This window comes from Pseudomonas sp. TE36184 (genome assembly GCF_054060055.1).
In genome coordinates this window covers 5718177-5736818 of record NZ_JBSSCU010000001.1, presented here as the reverse complement: position 1 = coordinate 5736818, position 18642 = coordinate 5718177, and the positions used below count along the sequence as shown (strand labels likewise).

At 62.7% G+C, this 18642-nt stretch carries 16 protein-coding genes; 5 read left to right on the top strand and 11 right to left on the bottom strand.

Annotation, left to right across the window (positions count from 1 at the left end; all coding sequences use genetic code 11):
• Positions 1–636: 636 nt before the first annotated feature.
• Positions 637–1818, bottom strand: a complete 1182-nt coding sequence (gene hmpA, locus ACVWZP_RS25915) for an NO-inducible flavohemoprotein (RefSeq protein ID WP_301556594.1) — start codon at positions 1816–1818, stop codon at positions 637–639.
• A 146-nt stretch (positions 1819–1964) separates the two neighbouring features.
• Here hmpA and norR point away from each other — a divergent pair, with 146 nt between their 5' ends.
• Positions 1965–3509, top strand: a complete 1545-nt coding sequence (norR, locus tag ACVWZP_RS25910) for a nitric oxide reductase transcriptional regulator NorR (RefSeq protein ID WP_017846719.1) — start codon at positions 1965–1967, stop codon at positions 3507–3509.
• A 197-nt stretch (positions 3510–3706) separates the two neighbouring features.
• Here norR and ACVWZP_RS25905 read toward each other — a convergent pair whose 3' ends face one another.
• Positions 3707–4618, bottom strand: coding sequence for a DMT family transporter (locus ACVWZP_RS25905; RefSeq protein ID WP_057005279.1), 912 nt, complete (start codon positions 4616–4618; stop codon positions 3707–3709).
• A 138-nt stretch (positions 4619–4756) separates the two neighbouring features.
• Here ACVWZP_RS25905 and ACVWZP_RS25900 point away from each other — a divergent pair, with 138 nt between their 5' ends.
• Positions 4757–5632 (top strand): helix-turn-helix domain-containing protein, encoded by an 876-nt coding sequence (locus tag ACVWZP_RS25900; RefSeq protein ID WP_108524580.1) that lies wholly within the window; start codon positions 4757–4759, stop codon positions 5630–5632.
• Here the strand turns inward: ACVWZP_RS25900 and ACVWZP_RS25895 are convergent.
• The 8 genes from ACVWZP_RS25895 to ACVWZP_RS25860 form a co-directional block, all read right to left on the bottom strand.
• Entirely contained in the window at positions 5629–8136 is a 2508-nt protein-coding gene (locus tag ACVWZP_RS25895) for a LuxR C-terminal-related transcriptional regulator (protein WP_457370248.1), read from the bottom strand. The two genes, ACVWZP_RS25900 and ACVWZP_RS25895, sit on opposite strands and share 4 nt — an antisense overlap.
• 226 nt (positions 8137–8362) lie before the next feature.
• Positions 8363–9721, bottom strand: coding sequence for a DUF1329 domain-containing protein (locus ACVWZP_RS25890; protein WP_046382101.1), 1359 nt, complete (start codon positions 9719–9721; stop codon positions 8363–8365).
• A 26-nt stretch (positions 9722–9747) separates the two neighbouring features.
• Entirely contained in the window at positions 9748–11538 is a 1791-nt protein-coding gene (locus ACVWZP_RS25885) for a DUF1302 domain-containing protein (protein WP_457370247.1), read from the bottom strand.
• A gap of 483 nt (positions 11539–12021) precedes the next feature.
• Positions 12022–12933, bottom strand: coding sequence for an SDR family oxidoreductase (locus tag ACVWZP_RS25880; RefSeq protein ID WP_017847774.1), 912 nt, complete (start codon positions 12931–12933; stop codon positions 12022–12024).
• A gap of 118 nt (positions 12934–13051) precedes the next feature.
• On the bottom strand, positions 13052–13954 hold the full coding sequence (locus ACVWZP_RS25875) for an alpha/beta fold hydrolase (protein WP_288077447.1): 903 nt from the start codon (positions 13952–13954) through the stop codon (positions 13052–13054).
• Entirely contained in the window at positions 13954–14736 is a 783-nt protein-coding gene (locus tag ACVWZP_RS25870) for a class II aldolase/adducin family protein (protein ID WP_046382099.1), read from the bottom strand. Before ACVWZP_RS25870 ends, ACVWZP_RS25875 begins: the two co-directional genes overlap by 1 nt.
• A 149-nt stretch (positions 14737–14885) precedes the next feature.
• A complete protein-coding gene (locus ACVWZP_RS25865) occupies positions 14886–15572 on the bottom strand; it encodes an LrgB family protein (RefSeq protein WP_017847771.1) in 687 nt (228 codons plus the stop codon).
• The gene (locus ACVWZP_RS25860) at positions 15562–15948 is read right to left on the bottom strand and encodes a CidA/LrgA family protein (protein ID WP_046488242.1); all 387 of its coding nucleotides are present in this window, start codon (positions 15946–15948) and stop codon (positions 15562–15564) included. Before ACVWZP_RS25860 ends, ACVWZP_RS25865 begins: the two co-directional genes overlap by 11 nt.
• 98 nt (positions 15949–16046) lie before the next feature.
• On the opposite strand from ACVWZP_RS25860, the gene ACVWZP_RS25855 reads away from it, so the two are divergent.
• Positions 16047–16943 carry a LysR family transcriptional regulator gene (locus ACVWZP_RS25855; protein WP_046382098.1) on the top strand — a complete coding sequence of 299 codons (897 nt, stop codon included), beginning with the start codon at positions 16047–16049 and terminating at the stop codon, positions 16941–16943.
• On the opposite strand, the gene ACVWZP_RS25850 is transcribed toward ACVWZP_RS25855, so the two are convergent.
• Positions 16924–17379, bottom strand: a complete 456-nt coding sequence (locus ACVWZP_RS25850) for a flavodoxin (RefSeq protein WP_046382097.1) — start codon at positions 17377–17379, stop codon at positions 16924–16926. The two genes, ACVWZP_RS25855 and ACVWZP_RS25850, sit on opposite strands and share 20 nt — an antisense overlap.
• A 129-nt stretch (positions 17380–17508) precedes the next feature.
• Here ACVWZP_RS25850 and ACVWZP_RS25845 point away from each other — a divergent pair, with 129 nt between their 5' ends.
• Together ACVWZP_RS25845 and ACVWZP_RS25840 are read left to right on the top strand one after the other, a co-directional pair.
• Entirely contained in the window at positions 17509–17976 is a 468-nt protein-coding gene (locus ACVWZP_RS25845; protein ID WP_017847767.1) for a PAS domain S-box protein, read from the top strand.
• Positions 17977–18036: 60 nt separating this feature from the next.
• Positions 18037–18642 (top strand): hypothetical protein, encoded by a 606-nt coding sequence (locus ACVWZP_RS25840; protein ID WP_017847766.1) that lies wholly within the window; start codon positions 18037–18039, stop codon positions 18640–18642.

The window sequence follows — 18642 nt, the reverse complement described above, 5'->3', positions numbered from 1 at the left end:
GTAGCGGCTTTGTTTTTCGGGTACGCCCGAGGCCTTGAGGTGGCGCTTAATATGCCACTTGTAGGAGCGAGCTTGCTCGCGAAGAACTCAAAGACGCTGCGGTCATCCAGGATGCAGGCGTTATCGTTGACGTTCTTCGCGAGCAAGCTCGCTCCTACAGGTGTATGGGTGTGTGGGTGTGTGGGGGGTTATTCGAGGGCGGCGGCTGGGCCGAAGAATTCGTAGCGGCTTTGTTTTTCGGGTACGCCCAAGGCTTTGAGGTGGCGTTTAATATGCCACTTGTAGGAGCGAGCTTGCTCGCGAAGAACTCAAAGACGCTGCGGTCATCCAGGATGCAGGCGTTATCGTTGACGTTCTTCGCGAGCAAGCTCGCTCCTACAGGTGTGTGGGTGTGTGGGTGTGTGGGTGTGGGGGGGTTATTCGAGGGCGGCGGCTGGGCCGAAGAATTCGTAGCGGCTTTGTTTTTCGGGTACGCCCAAGGCCTTGAGGTGGCGTTTAATATGCCACTTGTAGGAGCGAGCTTGCTCGCGAAGAACTTAAAGACGCTGCGGTCATCCAGGATGCGGGCGTTATCGTTGACGTTCTTCGCGAGCAAGCTCGCTCCTACAGGTGTGTGGGTGTGTGGGTGTGTGGGGGTTATTCGAGGGCGGCGGCTGGGCCGAAGAATTCGTAGCGGCTTTGTTTTTCGGGTACGCCCAAGGCCTTGAGGTGGCGTTTGATTGCGGCCATGAAGCCTTTAGGGCCGAGGAAGTACGCATCCAGGTCGCGCTGCTCAGGCAACCACGCCGCCAGTTGTTCCTGGCTCAGCAGGCCCACGGTGTCGCCTGCCGGGCTCACGCCATCGTCCTCGTCATAGCAGTAGAAGCGCTTGAGCTGCGGATGCTTGGCCGCCAGGGCGTCGACCCATTCCCGAAACGCATGCACCCCGCCGTTACGCGCGCAGTGGATAAAATGCACCGGACGCTGGGTGGCCAGGGCCGCTTCGAGCATCGGCAGTGTTGGCGTGATGCCCACCCCGCCGCTGATCAGCACCAGCGGTTTATCGCTGGCGGCCAGGGTGAACTCGCCCGCTGGCGGGAACAGGTCGATCGTCGCGCCGACCTGCAATTGATCATGCAGGTAGTTGGACACCCGCCCACCGGCTTCACGCTTGACGCTGATGCGGTATTGGCCGGCATCGCTGAGGGCCGACAAGGAATAGTTGCGGCGCACTTCTTCGCCATCGAGCAGCAGCGTCATACCAATGTACTGACCGGGCTCGGCGGCGAGGATCGGGCCGTTGTCCAGCGGGGCGAAATAGAAGGACGTGATTTCGGCACTTTCCTCCACGCGCTTGACCAGCTTGAACGGCCGCGCACCCCGCCAGCCGCCCGGCGCCTGGGCTTTCTCGTCATAGATCGCAGCTTCGGCGCCGATCAGGATGTCCGCCAACTGACCGTAGGCCGCGCCCCAGGCGCTCATCACCTCGGGAGTGGCAATCTCGCTGCCCAACACTTCGGAAATCGCACGCAGCAGGCAGGCCCCCACGATCGGGTAATGTTCCGGCAGGATCTGCAAGGCCACGTGTTTGTTGATGATCTTCGCGACCAGATCACCCAGTTGATCCAACTGGTCGATATGTCGTGCATACATCAACACACCATTGGCCAGGGCACGGGGCTGGTCGCCGCTGGCCTGGTGCGCCTGGTTGAACAGCGGGCGCACCTCCGGGTACTCGGAGAGCATCATGCGATAGAAATGGGTGATCAGCGCTTCGCCGCCGCTTTCCAGCAGGGGCACGGTGGATTTGATGATGGCACGGTCTTGGGCACTAAGCATGGAGCCTCCTGGGCTTCTTTACTGATTGCCTTGGAGTACTCAGTATTCATGCCAACTAATAAATCGTTTGATTTCAATCAGTTAAATTACCAGTAGTCAGTATGACCTCCTACGTCTTATAGTCATAAGGACTACAAGGAGTCATTATGACTGCGCAATCGCTGCTCACCACCCTGCTCCCCCTGGTCGCCGACCTGTCCCGCGAACTGCCCGAAGGCGAGCGTTACCGCCGCCTGTTGCAAGCCATGCGCGCCCTGCTGCCGTGCGACGCCGCCGCGCTGTTGCGCCTGGACGGTGAGTCGCTGGTGCCGCTGGCAGTGGACGGCTTGAGCGCCGATACCCTGGGCCGACGCTTCAAGGTCAGCGAACACCCGCGTTTCGCCGTGCTGCTCGGCAGCCCCGGCCCGACGCGTTTCGACAGCGACAGTGAATTGCCCGACCCCTACGACGGCCTGGTGGACGGCCTGCACGGGCACCTCGAAATTCACGACTGCATGGGCTGCCCGCTGTATGTCGATGACAAACCGTGGGGCCTGCTGACCCTGGACGCCCTCGACACCGAGCGCTTCGAACGGGTCGAGCTGGATGCCCTGCAAGCCTTCGCCAGCCTCGCCGCCGCCACGGTCAACGTCGCCGAACGCATCGAACACCTGGCATTGCGCGCCGAAGACGAACGCCAGCGTGCCGAGATCTACCGCCAGGCCAGCGGCCAGCAGCACAAAGAGATGATCGGCCAGAGCAAGCCCCACAAGCGCCTGGTCGAAGAGATCAACCTGGTGGGCGGCAGCGACCTCACCGTGTTGATCACCGGCGAAACCGGGGTCGGCAAGGAACTGGTAGCCCAGGCGATCCACGCCGCATCGTCCCGTGCGGACAAGCCGCTGATCAGCCTCAACTGCGCCGCCCTGCCGGAAACCCTGGTGGAAAGCGAGCTGTTCGGCCACGTGCGCGGTGCCTTCACCGGCGCGCTGAACGAGCGCCGGGGCAAATTCGAACTGGCCAACGGCGGCACGTTGTTTCTGGACGAAGTCGGCGAGCTGTCGTTGACGGTGCAGGCCAAGCTGCTGCGCGTCCTGCAAAGCGGTCAACTGCAGCGCCTGGGCTCGGACAAGGAACATCAAGTGGACGTGCGCCTGATCGCCGCCACCAACCGCGACCTGGCCGAAGAAGTGCGCAACGGCCGCTACCGTGCCGACTTCTACCACCGCCTCAGCGTCTACCCGCTGCAAGTGCCGGCACTGCGCGAACGCGGGCGCGATGTGTTGCTGCTGGCCGGGTTCTTTCTCGAACAGAACCGTTCGCGCATGGGCCTGGGCAGCCTGCGCCTGAGCAGCGACGCCCAAGCCGCGTTGCTGGCCTACAACTGGCCGGGCAATGTGCGCGAGCTGGAACATTTGATCGGACGCAGCGCACTGAAAGCCCTGGGAAACTGTCGCGAACGTCCGAAGATTCTCAGCCTGAGCGCCCAAGACCTGGACCTGCCCGACGTCAGCGCAGCGCCGATCGCTCCCCCACCCGAAGTCACCGCCATCGCCGGCGGCGACCTGCGCCAGGCCACCGAACACTACCAGCGCCAAGTCATCAACGCCTGCCTGGAACGCCACCAACACAACTGGGCCAGCACCGCCCGCGAACTAGGCCTGGACCGCGCCAACCTAGGCCGCATGGCCAAGCGCCTAGGCCTCAAATAACCCAGATCCCCCAACCAAACCCAATAAATACTGAAATACTGAAAATACTGAAAATACTGAAATGCTGAAAATGTGGGAGGGGGCTTGCCCCCGATAGCGGTGGGTCAGTCACGTATTTGTAGCTGACCCACTGCTATCGGGGGCAAGCCCCCTCCCACCTAAAGCAATCCCCTCCCACCTTAACCCCCCTTCCCACCTCAGACTTGCTTCGCCCTGAACACCGCCTCCCCCGCCTGAACCACCCTAACCCTACGAAACACCAACACATTCCCCACCATCACCAACACCAACCCCACCAACGCCGGCGCAGTCCACTGATACCCCTCGGCAAACGCCGACACATTCAGCGCCACTACCGGAAACAACACCGTGCAATACGCCGCCCGCTCAGGCCCCATACGCCCGACCAGCGTCAGATACGCCGTAAACCCAATCACCGACCCCGGAATCACCAAATACCCCAACGCCCCGACATACCGCGCACTCCAGTCCATCTCGAACGGAATACCGCGCACCACGCAATAGGTCGCCAGCATCACCGCACCATATGCCATGCCCCAGGCATTGGTAGTCAACGGCCGCAACCCCGCCTTCTGCTGCAGGCTCGAAAGCATATTGCCAGCCGAAAAACACATCGTCCCCAACAGCGCCAAACCCAGCCCGAGCAAGGTCTGCGGGCTCGCGGTGTGCCCCGCCAGCTCCGGCCAGAACAACAGGCCCAAGCCCAGCAAGCCAAGGCCGCCGCCCATCAACACATTGCGCGCGACCCGCTGGCCAAAAAACACCCGCGCATTCAGGGCATTCCACAGCGTCGCCGTAGAAAACACCACCGCCACCAGCCCGCTGGGAATCCACTGGCTGGCCGTGAGAAAACACATGAAGTTCACACAGAACAGACACAACCCCTGGGCCAGGCAGATCAGATGCCCGCGCCGGTTCATTACCTGCAACTTGCGGCTGAGCAGCAACAGCACAAACAACACCAACGCCGCCAGGGCGAAGCGATAGACAATCGACACGGGAATCGCCACCACGCCCAGTTGCCACTTGAGGGCGATCCAGGTGGTGCCCCAGATCAGCACGGTGAGTAAATACAGGAAAAGGTTCATAACAGGCTCCGCTGGTTGAGCCACAGTGTCGCCTTCAAGCCCTGGCCGACGCTTGCAGATTCTTGCGCTTTTGTCGCACGGCAGGCTCACAGCGCCAGCGGCTCGGAGTAGGATGCAAGGCGTCGGAGAGTACACACCATGTCAACGCTGGAATCCCTGCAAGTCTTTCAAGCCCTCAACCGCTCGCCCCACGCTCGCCTCGAAGCCTGCGCCGAGCTCGGTGACGGCTTGTCTGCGGCGTTGTGGAGCAACCACCACGATTCCCAGGACTACCAGGCGCCCGGCCATCACACCTTGTCCTGCTACATCGGCGGCGGCACCGGCACGTTTCGTCGCGACCAGCCGGGCACCAAGGGCGGGCCCGACAAGTTGTGCATCCTGCCGGCCGAGCATCAGTCGGCCTGGGTGATCAACGGCGACATCCGCCTGGCCCACGTGTATTTCAGCCAGGCGCAATTCGCCCTGGGCTGCATCACCCTGCTCGACCGCGAACCGCGCGCGCTGCAACTGCAGGAAAGCACCTTCCTCGAAGACCCCAGCCAGGCGCAACGCTTTCACCAGTTGATCGCCCTCAACTGGCACGAGCCCGCCGAACGCCTGCTGACCAGCAGCCTGGCCCATGAAATGCTCAGCCACACCTTGCTCAGCCAAGTCGGCGCGCGCGACGGGCTGCGTTTGAAAGGCGGGCTGGCGGCGCATCAGCGGCGGTTGTTGGTGGACTACATCGACCAGCACCTGGACGACCCCATCAGCCTCGGGCAATTGGCCGGGATGTGTGCGCTGTCGGAATACCATTTTGCGCGGATGTTCCGCCAAAGCTTCGGCCTGCCGCCCCATCAATACCTGCTGGCCCGGCGCCTGGCCCGCGCGCAGAACCTGCTGCGCAGCGGCAGCCTGCCCGTGGGTGACATCGCGTTGATGTGCGGCTTCTCCAGCGCCAGCCACTTCACCCATCGCTTTCGCCAGGCCATGGGCGCGACGCCCGGCGAATACCGTCAGGCGTTCTGCGCTTAAACCATCAAGCCCAACGTCTTGGCCTTGGCCACCGCCTGGGTGCGTCGCTCCACGCCGAGCTTGCTGTGGATGCGCCGCGCGTGGGTCTTGACGGTGTGCAGCGAGATAAACAAGCGGCCGGCGATTTCCAGGTTGGAGTTGCCCAGGGCGATCAGTTGCAGCACCTCCAGCTCGCGTTGGCTCAGCGGGTTGTCCGCCGTGCCGGTCGGCGAGGCCTGCGGTTCCAGGCCCAGCTCACTCAACAGCCCGGGCGAGCGTAAACGCAGCTCGCGGATCGCTTGCTGCACCTGGCAACGCCCTGCCAGTTCCAGGCCGTGTTGCAGTGAACGACGCGCCATCGCCGGTTCGCCCAGTTGCCAGGCCACCTCTCCAAGCACCAGGTGCAATTCGGCCTCCAGGCACAGCATGCCGCGTTGGCGGGAAGCGTCCAGCAGTGCGTTGAGCCGCGCCAGCGGTTGATCGGCGACGCCCAGTTTGACCTCGGCCAACACCAGCAGGTATTCAAGACGCGGGATCAATTCCAGCGTGGCCGGCGGCGCCTGCTTGGCGTCGGGCCCTCGGAAATGGCGGAGCACCCGGCGCAGCGCTGCCACCGTCAATTCGGCGCGGCCCTGTTGCAACCAGAAGTGCCCGCTGACCAGCAGCAACACCGCGCGGTACACCGTGTCCGGCACCTGGCGCTGCTGCATCAGGCGCTCGGCCTCGCGCAACTGGATAAAGGCCTGGGCGTAATCACCGTGATTGGCCGCCAACAGCGCAAGGCCCAGGTAGCCATACAACACGCGCTTGTCCTGGCTGTGCAGGCACATGTTCAAACCCGTCTCGAAGCACTCGGCAGCCAACGCGTCCTGCCCCTGGCGCAGGGCCAGATGCCCACGCCGCAAGGCGATGCGTCCGACCAGCGGCCCAGCCTTCAGCCGCTGCTTGAGCAACATCGCCTGCACCTGCTCCAACAGGTTTTGCGCGCGGTACGGCGCGCCGCGCTGTTCGAGCAATTGCGCATGATCCAGCTCCAGCAGGGCTTCGAGCAACAGCGAACCATGGGCCCGCGCCAGGCACAGCGCTTCGCGGTTCAGGGTCTGGGCCGCCTCCAGCTCACCGCGCAGCAAGGCTTGCTGGGTCAGCCCCGACAAGCACATCAGACGTGATGTCCACGCACTGTCGGGCAACGCCTGCAAGGCCTCGAGGAAATGCTCGCGAGAACGTTGCGCATCACCCGCCAGATGCAGCAACCACCCCCACTGCGCCTGCCAGCGCGCCAACAACAGGCGTTGCTGCGGCGCCGACGGTTGCGGGGCGAAACGCGCCAGTTGGCCGATGCACAACGCGGCCTGCTCGAAGCGCCCGGCGAACAGCAACGCGGCCGTGACCAGCCCCACCAACTGCGCGGAACACAGCATCAGCTCGTCACCGTGTTGTTCATGCAGGCGCAACAACAGCACGGCATTCTGCTGGCGGAACAGGTCTTCGAAGCTGAAGTGCTGCAACAGGCTGACGGCCACTTCGTATTCTTCGGCCAGCAGCGCCTGCTCGAACGCGGCTTGCCAGTCGCCCTCGGCACTGAACCATTGGCAGGCCCGTCGGTGCCAGGAGCGTTTGGCCGGCCAGGGTTCATCCCGTATCAACTGCGCAAGCGGCGCGAAGACTTGCAGCCAGTCGGCGGCATCGTCCCAGGGCTGGATAAATGCGCCGAGCGCCTGCAAGTCCCGCAGGTACTGAGCGCCATCGCCAAAGCCGAACAGGTGCTCGCACAAGCCCGCATTGAAACGCGGCAAATGCGCCAGCACCCGCCAGGCTTCCTCCAGTTCCGCCGGCAAGGTGCTGAACAGCTCGTGTTGCAGGTAGTCGAGCAAGGTCTTGTCGGGATGGCCGTCGCCGAGCAAGGCGATGCGAACCCCGGCGCACCAACCGGCGCTGAACCGCATCACGCGCTCGACGCTGTGACCCGGCGCCTCGCCGAGCAGGGCCTGGACTTCCTCGCCGCTGAAGATCAACTCGGCCGCGCTGCATTCCAGCAGCTCATCGTCGAGCAGCAGCCGCGGCCAGTTGCACCCAGGGCGCCGCCGCGCGCCCAGCCACCAGGTCAGCGCCGGGTGGCTGGCGCTGAGCAGGCGGTCGAGCAAGGCATCCAGCTCGGGCGCGGGCAGACGGCTGAAATCATCGAGAAACAGCCACGCCGACGTCTGCCAGCGGCTGAGATCCTGCAGCAGCGTGGCTTCATCGGTAAACGCCAGGCCCAGGTTGTGCGCCAGGCGCCGGCACAAATCCAGCGGGCTTAGCGGCACGCCATTGAGCGGTAGCCAGTACACCTGACAACCCGCCGGCGCCTGCAAGGCGCACTCGGCGAGCAACGCGCTCTTGCCACTGCCGCCCGGGGCACAGAGCAACTTGACCCGCGCCTGCGCCGCCAACAACGGCTCGGCCAGGCGCGGGCGCAACAGATGATGGGCGGACAGCCGTGGCATGAATCCAGGACGGTCCAGGCAGCGTGTCATGGCGGTCATTGCTGCATCCTGCGTTTTTATTGTTATGCAACCTGACACCTACCCTAGCCCCGTGCTCGGCGAATATTGAAGAAGTATTCAACGCAGTGATTAATAGCCATGCACAAAACCCAATGTGGGAGGGGGCTTGCCCCCGATGGCGGTGGATCAGTCAGCTCTCTGTAGCTGATCCACCGCTATCGGGGGCAAGCCCCCTCCCACATTAAGATTGCATTTCAAACAGGCATCAGCGCACGCCCGAAGCCCTCAGCGCCGCCGGCGTGTAGTCCGCCGCCTTGGCCGCAAACCCGAACACAAAACTGCTCTTCTCCTCATTCTTCATGCCCAGGGCGATGTAGCGTCCGGCGATGAGGTCGTACAGGGTTTCCACGGTGTAGGCCGGCACCTGATGGTCGTAGTAGAACTGCGCATGACCTTCGGCGACACGCCACAGTTGGCCGCGGCCGTCATAGTGATCCACCAGCGCGACCTGCCAGCTGTCTTCGTCGATGTACATGTGGCGCTTGGCATAGATGTGCCGTTCGCTCGGCTTGACGGTGCCGACCACTTCCCACACGCGGTGCAGCTCATAGCGGGTCAGGTCCTGGTTGATATGCCCGGCCTTGATGATGTCGTCGTACTTGAGGTTCGGCGAATCGAGCTTGTAGCTGTTGTAGGGGATGTACATCTCTTTCTTGCCCACCAGCTTCCAGTCATAACGATCGGGGGCGCCGGAGAACATGTCGAAGTTATCCGTGGTGCGCAGGCCGTCGGACGCGGTGCCCGGGCCGTCGTAGGACACTTGCGGCGCCCGGCGCACACGGCGCTGGCCAGCGTTGTAGATCCAGGCCAGGCGCGGTTCCTTGACCTGGTCGAGGGTCTCGTGGACCAGCAGCACGTTGCCCGCCAGCCGCGCCGGGGCCGTTACCGATTGCTTGAAGAAACTCAGCACGTTGGCGGCCTTGGCGGCGTCGATATCCGGGATCGCCTGCGGCACCGCGACTTCTTCTTCAAAGCGGATCGGCGTGTAGCTGCCGTTCGTCTGCGGGGTGGCCTGGGTGATGATGCGCCGCAGGTTGCCGCCGTGGTAACGGGTGATGTGGTTCCACAGCACCTCCACGCCATTCTTGGGGATCGGGAACGCGTAGTAGCGGTTGCCGGTGAAGTTCTCCAGGCCGTTGCCGTCGTTGATCGCATGCACGTTCAGCGCGCTGCGCTTGATCGACTCGTAGATATCCGGCGGCAGGTTGACCGTGCGGTGGCTCGGGTACACCGGGATCTTGTAGGTCTCGGGGTAACGCTTGAACATCGCCACCTGGCCGTCGGAGAGTTTGTCCTTGTATTTGTCGACGGTCGCGGCGGTGATCACGAACAGCGGTTTTTCATTGGCGAACGGGTCGGCGAGGAAGCCCTTGCTGTCCACCGCACCGGCATTTTTTGGAATGCCGCCGGTCCAGGCCGGGATCGAGCCATCGGCGTTGCCGGCCTTTTCGGCGCCGACCGGGGTCAGGCTGGTGCCGAGCTTGGCGGCTTCTTCGGGCGACACGGCCGCCATGACGTTGGCGGCCAACACACTCAGGGCCATCACAGCAATTAACTTACGCATAGAGTCTTGTCCTTCTTTAAGCCAAATCAGAAGTTCACGCCGAAGCTGAGGGCGAGGAAGTCGCGGTCGGTCAGGGTGTTGTAGTCGCCACCAAAAAAGTCGGTGTAACTCAGGCTGGCGGTGTAGGTGTTGCGGTAGTCCGCATCGACGCCGACGCTGATCGCCTTGGCGCCCTGGTTGAACAGGCCGTTGGGGCCGTAGCCGTTGACGTCGTGGGACCAGGACAGGTTGGGCTTGAGGTTCACCCCGGCAAACACGTTGTTGTAGTCGAGGATGGCGCGGGCACGATACCCCCAGGAATTGGCCGTGACGAAACCGTCGGTGTCGCCACCGTAACCATAGGCGCCGTATACCGAGTCGCGGCCGTAGCGCAGTTTGCTTTTCGCTTCCAGCCCGCCGACGTGGACGAAGGCGGCCTCTCCCACCAGGGTCAGGCGTTCGGCCCCCAGTACCTGGTCGAAGAACTGAGTCATGGTGCTCTGGATCTGGGTGATTTCCTTGCGCCGGTAACCGGCGTTGTCGGCACCGAACGAGCTGTGGATCGGCGAGGCGGTGTTGCCGGCAATCGGGTTGACCAGGGCCAGGGTCAGGTCGGTGGTGTTGAGTTGCACCGGCGCATTCGGGCGGTAGCTGATTTCCCCGGTCCAGGCCGTGCCGGTGGGCAGGGTGGTGGAGAAGCTGGCACCGTACAGGCGAATGTCTTCCGGGTAATCGAGATAGTACTGGCCACGGCCGAGCATGGTGCTCTGGGCCAGGGCCGAGCCGGTGCCTGGCGCAATGGCGTTGGCAGCGTTGACGATGCGCCCGATGGTGGCCAGGTTGGTGTTGGCGGTGAGGGTGCCGACGGTCGGCGTGCGGCTGTGGTAGTTCATGAAGTACAGGCCGTACTCGGTGTCGTCGCCCAGCCAGCGCAAGGCCGCGCCGAATTGGCCGCCATCGCGGGCATCACGGTCCTTGGCGCGCTGCACCACGACGCCTTCACGCGCGACCTCAAAGCCCTGGCCGAACGCTGCGGCCACCGGTTGCAACGGCGCAATCGCCGGGCTGCCGACCGTGTAGTTACCGTTGCAACCGTGGGCCGCCACGTCGCCACCAAAGAACGTGCCGCAGTTATCCAGCACGGTGTTTTCCCAGTTCAACTGGTAGAAGCCTTCTACCGTCAGTTGGTTGGTCAGGCTCTGGGAGGCGAACAGCATATTGACCGGTATCAGCCCTTCCTTGATCTCGGCGCCGGGGCGGCGGAAGGCCGATACGTCGATGGGGTTGATGCTGTTGATGGAGTTACCGATGAACGTACTCTCGCCCCAACTCACCACCTGCTTGCCGACGCGCACGTTGCCCGGCAGGTCGGCGATGGAATAGTTGTGATAGACGAACGCATCGAGCAGCTCGTAACCGGAGGAGCGCGCACCTTCGTCGCGATGGTGATTGCTGATCTGCTTGAACTCGCGGTCTTCGTCCTGCAGTTCGAAGTCGTACCAGTACTTGCCGCGCACGAACACGCCGCTGTCGCCGTACTTGAGTTCCAGGTCGTGGATGCCTTTGAAGATCTTGGAGAAGGTCTCACCCTTCTTGAAGTTCAGTCGCCCGTCATCCCCGGTGGAAGCCTGCCCCGTGCCGCCATTGGACACGCCCACCAGTTTCTTGTCGGCATCGCGCATGCCCCAGCTGGCGCCGACCGACAGCGAGGAATCGAATTGCCCTTCGATCTCGCCGATGTTGAACGAAACAGCCTGTGCCTGGGCACAGCATCCCAACGCAACCGCGGCGGCCAGCGCCTGCGGCGTGAAGATGGCGCGCATTGTTGTTTTTGTCATGCGTCTTCCCCGGTGAGTGACAGAAGGCCCCACCCTACTGCCGCCCTTCGGGAGCGATAAGCGCACCAAGGAGGTATTCGTGTTGTCGCCCGAAAGGATTAACGCCGCTCTGGCGCGGCTCTGCGCGGGGGCATGCGCCCCATGGATGGCGGGTTATCAGGCCGGTGGATGGCGCCAGGGGGTGACTGTTGTCATATCCGTAACAGTCCTTGTCCTGAAGCGCTATTACTCATTTTGTTACAACCCTCTATTCTTGCCTGGCTTTCAGGGCAAACGGCCCGCTCCCCCCTTCGGGAGAACAGCTGAAATTCGACGGATTGGCTACTGTATTCAATCTGTTACCGGTGTTCACTGACGTTGAGTCTGTCGCTCCTTGATCCAACGTCTTACTTCGGCCGCTGCTTTGCAGCGGCCTTTTTTATGCCTGAAAAAAAGCGGGGCGCCGTCAGCGCCCCGCAGTATTGAAGGTGTATCCGGCAATGATCAGAGGCTGAACTTCTGCAAATTGGCCATCATCTCCTTCAAAGCCTCGATAGTGTCCTTGGGATGCACCGCGCCTTCGAAGTCACAGATCTGTTGCCAGTGCGCGGCCACGTCGTCCGGCGAGAACCCGGCTTCCGGGTCGAAGCCCACACCCAGGCTGCGTTCCCAGCGGGTCTTGCCGATCCAGCCGCCGCCCACTTCGAACAAGCCTGAGGTTTCCTGGCACGCCTCGCTGCCCAGGTACACCACCAGCGGGCTGACCAGTTCCGGCTTGAGGCGCTCGAACACCTGCGGCGGGATCAGGCCTTCGGTCATGCGCGTGCCGCCGGTGGGGGCGATGGCGTTGACCAGGATGTTGTTCTTGCGCCCTTCCAGCGCCAGGGTGCGGGTCAAGCCATACAGGCCGAGCTTGGCCATGCCGTAGTTGGACTGCCCGAAATTGCCGTAGATGCCCGACGTGGACGCAGTAAAAATCACCCGCCCATAGCTTTGTTCACGCAGATGAGGCCAGGCGGCGCGGGTGACTTTGTAGGCACCTTCGACATGCACCCGGTAAACCAGGTCCCAGTCGCTGTCGTCCATTTTGTGGAAGGTCTTGTCGCGCAGGATACCGGCGTTGTTCACCACCACGTCGATACGGCCGAACGCATCCAGGGCGTTCTGTACGATTTTCTCGCCGTCGGTGACGGAATCATGGTTGGCTTCGGCGATACCGCCGGCTTCGCGGATTTGTGCGACCACACGGTCGGCCGCCGACGCATTGGCGCCCTCGCCCTGGGTGGAACCGCCGAGATCGTTGACCAGCACTTTGGCCCCGTGCCTGGCGAACAGCAGCGCATGGGCCCGGCCCAACCCGCCGCCGGCACCGGTGACGATCACGACCTTATCCTGGAACTGCACTGACTCACTCATACCGAACTCCAATGGCGACGATGGGAATGGCTCGAGTGTCAGGCACGGCGCCTGCGGTCACAATAAATACGGCCACGGCTGAATGGTGCGCGATAAGGCAGCAGGATGATCGCCTGTTTCAGGAATAGGCCATGCGCGGCGGCGCGTGCGCGATCTGCTGTCGAAACTCCAGGTAATGCTTGAGCACCTGCACCGGCGCTTCGATCTGCGGGTAGTGGCCGATATGGGCCAGCAATACCGTGTCGGCGTGGGGCACCAACTGGCGGTAACGCTCGACCATGTGCGCGCCGGAAATCGGGTCGAACTCGCCGTCGATCACCCGCAACGGCACGTCGCCACGTTGCAGGGCGCCCACCCAACGCTCACGCAGGCGACGGCGCTGGGGAATGTAGTTGATCAGTTTATGCAGGATGCGCGGCCCGTCATTACAGTCGATCAAGCTCCAGAAATCATCGAGGGCGCTCTCACTGGGGCGGGTCTGTGCGCCGAAGATCTGGCTGAAGCTGTCGGACAAGGCATTGCGCCCAAACGTGCGACCGATCATCCAGCCCAAGGGGCTGAGCAGCAGTTTCTGCACCAGGGCCAGGCGATGGGTTTCGGGGAACAACCCGCCATTGAGGAACACGCAACTGGCCATCTGGAAGCGGCCTTCGTGATGCCGCGCCAATAACTCCTGGGCGACGCTGTCCCCGTAATCATGGGCCAGCACATGCACCGGTTGTCGCACATGCAGGTGGTCGAGCAGCGCCTGTTGCAGATCCGCCTGTTCCAACAGGCAATAGTCGTGATCCAGCGGCTTGGCCGAATCGCCAAACCCGAGCATGTCGCAGGTGATCACCAGGTTGCGCTGGGCCAGGGGCTGCCACAGGTAATGCCAGTCCCAACTGGCGGTCGGGAAGCCATGGATCAGCAGCAGCGGCTCACCCTGCCCGGCCACCCAATAGCGAATGGTGTGGCCACGAAAAACAAAACTCTGGCCGCACTTGCGCCAGGCTCTGAGCGGAATTTCGGCGAGAGGCATCAACTTTTATACCCTGGATCTTGCAGGTCCAATTTACGCAGCAGCGCCGGCCAGGCCAGCGCGCCCCCCATACCTTGGGCGCTCTTTGTGACAGCCGCCACCATCGCCCTGGCCCCGGCGAGAATCTGCGGGTCGATGGCGATCAATTCAGCCCCGCCGTTGCGCGCAAGCACTTGGATATCACAGGCGCGCTGAAAGGTGAACATCATCAAGAAGGTGTCGGCGATGGTCGCGCCGCAGGTCAGCAGGCCATGGTTGTGCAGCATCAGGAAATTGTTGTCGCCGAGGTCGGCCTGCAAACGGGCTTTTTCCTCGTGGTTCAGCGCCACGCCTTCGTATGCGTGATAGGCCAAGCTGGACAACACGAACAAGGACTGCTGGCTGATCGGCAGTATGCCCTGCTTCTGCGCAGACACCGCAACCCCCGCCGCCGTATGGGTATGCAGCACGCACTCCACGTCGTGGCGCACTTCGTGGATCGCGCTGTGGATGGTGTAGCCGGCCGGGTTGATGTCGTAGGGGCTGTCCATCCGTTTGTTGCCGGCCTGGTCGACCTTGATGAGGCTCGACGCCGTGATCTCGTGAAACATCATCCCATAGGGGTTGATCAGGAAATCATCGGTGCCCGGCACCTTGGCCGAGATATGCGTGAAAATCAGATCATCCCAGCCGTGCAGGGCGACCAGGCGATAGCACGCAGCCAGATCGACGCGCGTCTGCCATTCGGCGGCGCTGACCTGATCTTTGACACTCTGTGGCGATACAACGGGGGCTAGGCTCACGGCAACGACCTCCTTGACGCACTTTCTTATTATTTTTTAAGTGAAGGGTCAGTGTAGTCAGACGTCGTGGCGCAGGTAGTTGCCTTCGCAGCCAGCTTGATGGCCGCACGAGTCAGCCATGAGAATAGTTTAAATCTGTCCAAGTCGCGTCAGAGAAGTGCCGCCAACAAAGGCGCGGCAAACAGGTTGAGCAGCCCCGTCAACACCATCATCAGGCCTGCGACAGAGCCCTCTTCGCCCCCCACTTCATGGGCCCGGCTCACGCCCGCGCCGTGCGCGCCCACCCCAAACAATGCCCCGCGTGCCAAAGGCGTGCGCAGCGGCAGCCACTTGAGCAGCACACCCCCGAGCATGGCGCCGAACACGCCGGTGAACATCACGAACACCGCCGTCAGTTCCGGCACGCCGCCGAGGTCGGAAGACATCGGCATGGCAAACGGTGTGGTGATCGAACGCGGCACCAGCGACATCGTCACCGCACTGTCCAGCGCCAGTGCCTTGGCCAGGCCGAACGAGGTGCCGATGGACGCCGCGCTGCCGGCCAGCATCCCCAGCAGCAAGGCCGACCAATACCGCGCCAGCAAACGTCGCTGCTGCCAGATCGGCACCGCGAACGCCACCGTCACTGGGCCCAGCACCAGCATCAGCCAATGGGTGTCGCTGGCGTATTCGGCATAGGCGGTGTGCATCGGCACGGCCACCGCGAGCAGCAGCGCGGGCACCAGGATCAGCGGCGACAACAGGTAGCGCCCGGTCCGACGGTAGATCCAGCGACTGAAGAAATACGCGCCCAGGGTCAGGGCAAGCCAGAACACTGGCATCAGTTCAAGCTTCATGGCGCAGCTTCCAGCGACACACCAGTTCCACGGTGAAGGCCGTCACCAGCATGACCGCCAGGGTGCTGAAGCCGATCACCAGCAGAATCCGCCAACCGTCATTGCGCACCAGGCCGCCGTAGTCCAGCAGGCTCATCAAGGCCGGAATAAAGAACAACAACATTTCCGCCATCAACACACCCGCCCCCAGTTGCAGGGCCGCCGGTTTGACCAGGCCGGTGGCGAAAGCCGCCAGCAACAGGCCCAGGCCCATCACCCCACCGGGGATGGGCCACGCCAACCAGGCCACCAGTTGCGTACCGAGCAGGTAGATGGCCAGCAGCACGACCAATTCAGTCAGCAGACGGCCGACGTGTTTGAAGCTTAAACGTTTCATGGGCTTTGGGTCCTCGTAGGCCTCCATTTTAGAGAGAGCGCTTCCATCCCCACAGCGAATTGTTAGACTGCCAACTATTCCAAACTGGAATCGTACCCATGGAATTCAAACAGCTGCGCAGTTTTGTCGAAGTCATCCACCGCGGCGGTTTTACCCAGGCCGGAAAAACCCTGCACATCAGCCAGTCCGCCGTGAGCAAACAGGTCGCACAGCTGGAACACAGCCTGGGCACGCCGTTGCTCGACCGCATCGGCTCGCAGATCCGCCTGACTGCCGCCGGCCAGGTTGTGCTGCAACGCGCCGAAGCCATGCTGCGCCTGCAGAATGAGTTGCTCAGCGAGCTGGACGACATGCAGCACCTGACCCGTGGCGAGTTGCGCCTGGGCTTGCCGCAGTTGGGCGGCGATACGCTGTTTGCCGACTTGTTCGCCGAGTACCGCCGGCGCTATCCGAACGTCACCATCCAGTTGCTGGAGGGCGGCAGCCGCAGTATCGAGCAGGCGATTTTGAGCGGCGAGCTGGAAGTGGGCGGCAGCTTGAAACCCAGCGACCCGGCATTCGCCTGGCAAGACTTCTGCGATGAGCCGCTGGATGCCTTGCTGCCGATGAACCACCCCTTGGCACAGAACGCCCAGGTGCGCCTGGAAGAATTGGCAGACACACCGTTCCTGATGTATCAGCGCAGCTTTGTCTTGAACGACCGCTTGACGCAGGCGTGTCAGCGAGTGGGCTTTACGCCGAAGGAAGGAGGCCGCAGCGGCCAGGCGGATTTTCTCGCCGCCCTGGTCGCGGCCGGTCAAGGCGTGGTGCTGTTGCCCAGCGTGGTCGCTCGCGGGCTGGTGCGGCCCGGGGTGGTGCGCCTCACGCTGAAGGCGCCCGACTTCCTGCGCTGGGACATCGCGTTTGTCTGGCGTGAGGGCGCCTATCTGTCGAAAGCCGCCCAGGCCTGGCTGGCGTTGTTGCGGGAGTTTCCGGTCAGCCGCGCAGGGCAGTGATCAACTCGGCCAGCCAGGGCTCGGCGTCGGTTTCCGGGGTGACGCTTTCGCTGGCGTCCAGGCGCAGCATCGGCCGCACTTCGCGCACGCCCAACTCACTGAACAGCTCGCGCATGTGCTCGCCGCCGGCGCAGAAGGTATCGCCATAGCTGGCGTCGCCCAGGCCGATGACCGCACCCGGCAAACCGCGCCAGGCCGCGGGCAACTGGTCGCGAATGCTCGAATACAGCGGTTGCAGGTTGTCCGGCAGTTCGCCCATGCCGGTGGTGGACGTCACCGCCAGCAACGCCTGCGGGGCGAAGGCCAACACGTCCGCCAGGGTCGCGCGCGGGTTGTGCCAAGCCTCGAAGCCGGCCGATGTAAGGATGTCGGCAGCGTGGCGGGCGACTTCTTCAGCCGTGCCGTACACCGAGCCGGAAAGAATGGCGACTCTCATCAATACTGATCCTGTCATTGAGCGAAAGCCTGGGATATTACCAGCTGGGGCAAATATTTCGGCGCGTGCCGTGCAACATTCAAGACTTGCCATAAACTGGCAGTTCAAGCACACGCCAGGGACCGCGCAATGATTAACGCCAAGCTGCTGCAAATGGTCGTCAACGCTTCCAACGATGGGATTGTCGTGGCCGAGCGGGAAGGCCGGGACAAACCGCTGATCTACGTCAACCCGGCATTCGAGCGCCTGACCGGTTACACCCTGGACGACGTCCTGTATCAGGACTGCCGCTTCCTGCAGTCCGGCGACCGTGATCAACCGGCGCTGATGGCCATTCGCGAAGCACTGGACAGCGGCGGCGCCTGCCGGGAAATCCTGCGCAACTATCGCAAGGACGGCAGCCACTTCTGGAACGAGCTGTCGCTTTCAACGGTGTACAACCATGCCGACAAGCAGACCTATTTTGTCGGTGTGCAAAAGGACGTGACCTTGCAGGTCAAGGCCCAGCAGCGCGTCGCGCAATTGGAGGCGGAGTTGGCGCAGGTCAAGGCCGAGCTGGCAGCGATCAAGGCGACGAGCGGATCTAACAAAACTTAGAAAATGATGTCTTTAGAGCGGATAATGGCGTTTTAACACTCTCCCCCTTGAGCAAGATCAATGCAACGCGACGCGCTTCTGACTCAGGACGAGTTGGATTTCATTCAGGACATGCAGCACAACCCCCAACTCAACCTGCGGGATGCATCGTCGAGCCTGACCGTCAACGGCGCTGCGCAGCTTCGCGATTTGCTCACTCGGCTGGCCGCCCACGATCACGTCACCCTCCAGGCGCAATTCGACAACCAGCAACTCACCTTCCCGCTGCAGTTGGTGGAAGACGAGTTTCATGCCGTGCATTTACGCCTGGGCGTGCCGAGCATTTTTGAAGACGGGCCGATGATTCGTCCGTGGCGCCTGGCTCTTGAAACGCCAGTGGCGCTGGAAAATGTCAGGGGCAACCCGAGTGCGCTGTGGGTGCATGAGGTTTCGTTCAAGGGTGTGCTGGTGGAGATCCGTGGCCGGATCAAGACGCCGAAGACCTTTGCCCTGTGGTTCAGCCCTTCCGGCTATGAACGCATTGCGCTACGCGGCACGCTGGAGCGGGAAACCGCACGGGGACTGTTTGCCTATCGCCTGGGCCAGAACAACCCGGATGAGACCGAGCGCCTGCGCCAATTCATCCTGCACCAGCACCGCCTGGTACATCCGCAGATGCACGCCTGA

Coding starts and splice junctions, on each gene's coding strand:
- ACVWZP_RS25850 (WP_046382097.1), bottom strand. CDS start 17,379: ATGAGAGTCGCCATTCTTTCCGGCTCGGTGTACGGCACGGCTGAAGAA.
- ACVWZP_RS25865 (WP_017847771.1), bottom strand. CDS start 15,572: ATGAAGCTTGAACTGATGCCAGTGTTCTGGCTTGCCCTGACCCTGGGC.
- ACVWZP_RS25885 (WP_457370247.1), bottom strand. CDS start 11,538: ATGACAAAAACAACAATGCGCGCCATCTTCACGCCGCAGGCGCTGGCC.
- ACVWZP_RS25905 (WP_057005279.1), bottom strand. CDS start 4,618: ATGAACCTTTTCCTGTATTTACTCACCGTGCTGATCTGGGGCACCACC.
- ACVWZP_RS25875 (WP_288077447.1), bottom strand. CDS start 13,954: ATGCCTCTCGCCGAAATTCCGCTCAGAGCCTGGCGCAAGTGCGGCCAG.
- ACVWZP_RS25860 (WP_046488242.1), bottom strand. CDS start 15,948: ATGAAACGTTTAAGCTTCAAACACGTCGGCCGTCTGCTGACTGAATTG.
- ACVWZP_RS25880 (WP_017847774.1), bottom strand. CDS start 12,933: ATGAGTGAGTCAGTGCAGTTCCAGGATAAGGTCGTGATCGTCACCGGT.
- hmpA (WP_301556594.1), bottom strand. CDS start 1,818: ATGCTTAGTGCCCAAGACCGTGCCATCATCAAATCCACCGTGCCCCTG.
- ACVWZP_RS25890 (WP_046382101.1), bottom strand. CDS start 9,721: ATGCGTAAGTTAATTGCTGTGATGGCCCTGAGTGTGTTGGCCGCCAAC.
- norR (WP_017846719.1), top strand. CDS start 1,965: ATGACTGCGCAATCGCTGCTCACCACCCTGCTCCCCCTGGTCGCCGAC.
- ACVWZP_RS25855 (WP_046382098.1), top strand. CDS start 16,047: ATGGAATTCAAACAGCTGCGCAGTTTTGTCGAAGTCATCCACCGCGGC.
- ACVWZP_RS25845 (WP_017847767.1), top strand. CDS start 17,509: ATGATTAACGCCAAGCTGCTGCAAATGGTCGTCAACGCTTCCAACGAT.
- ACVWZP_RS25840 (WP_017847766.1), top strand. CDS start 18,037: ATGCAACGCGACGCGCTTCTGACTCAGGACGAGTTGGATTTCATTCAG.
- ACVWZP_RS25895 (WP_457370248.1), bottom strand. CDS start 8,136: ATGACCGCCATGACACGCTGCCTGGACCGTCCTGGATTCATGCCACGG.
- ACVWZP_RS25900 (WP_108524580.1), top strand. CDS start 4,757: ATGTCAACGCTGGAATCCCTGCAAGTCTTTCAAGCCCTCAACCGCTCG.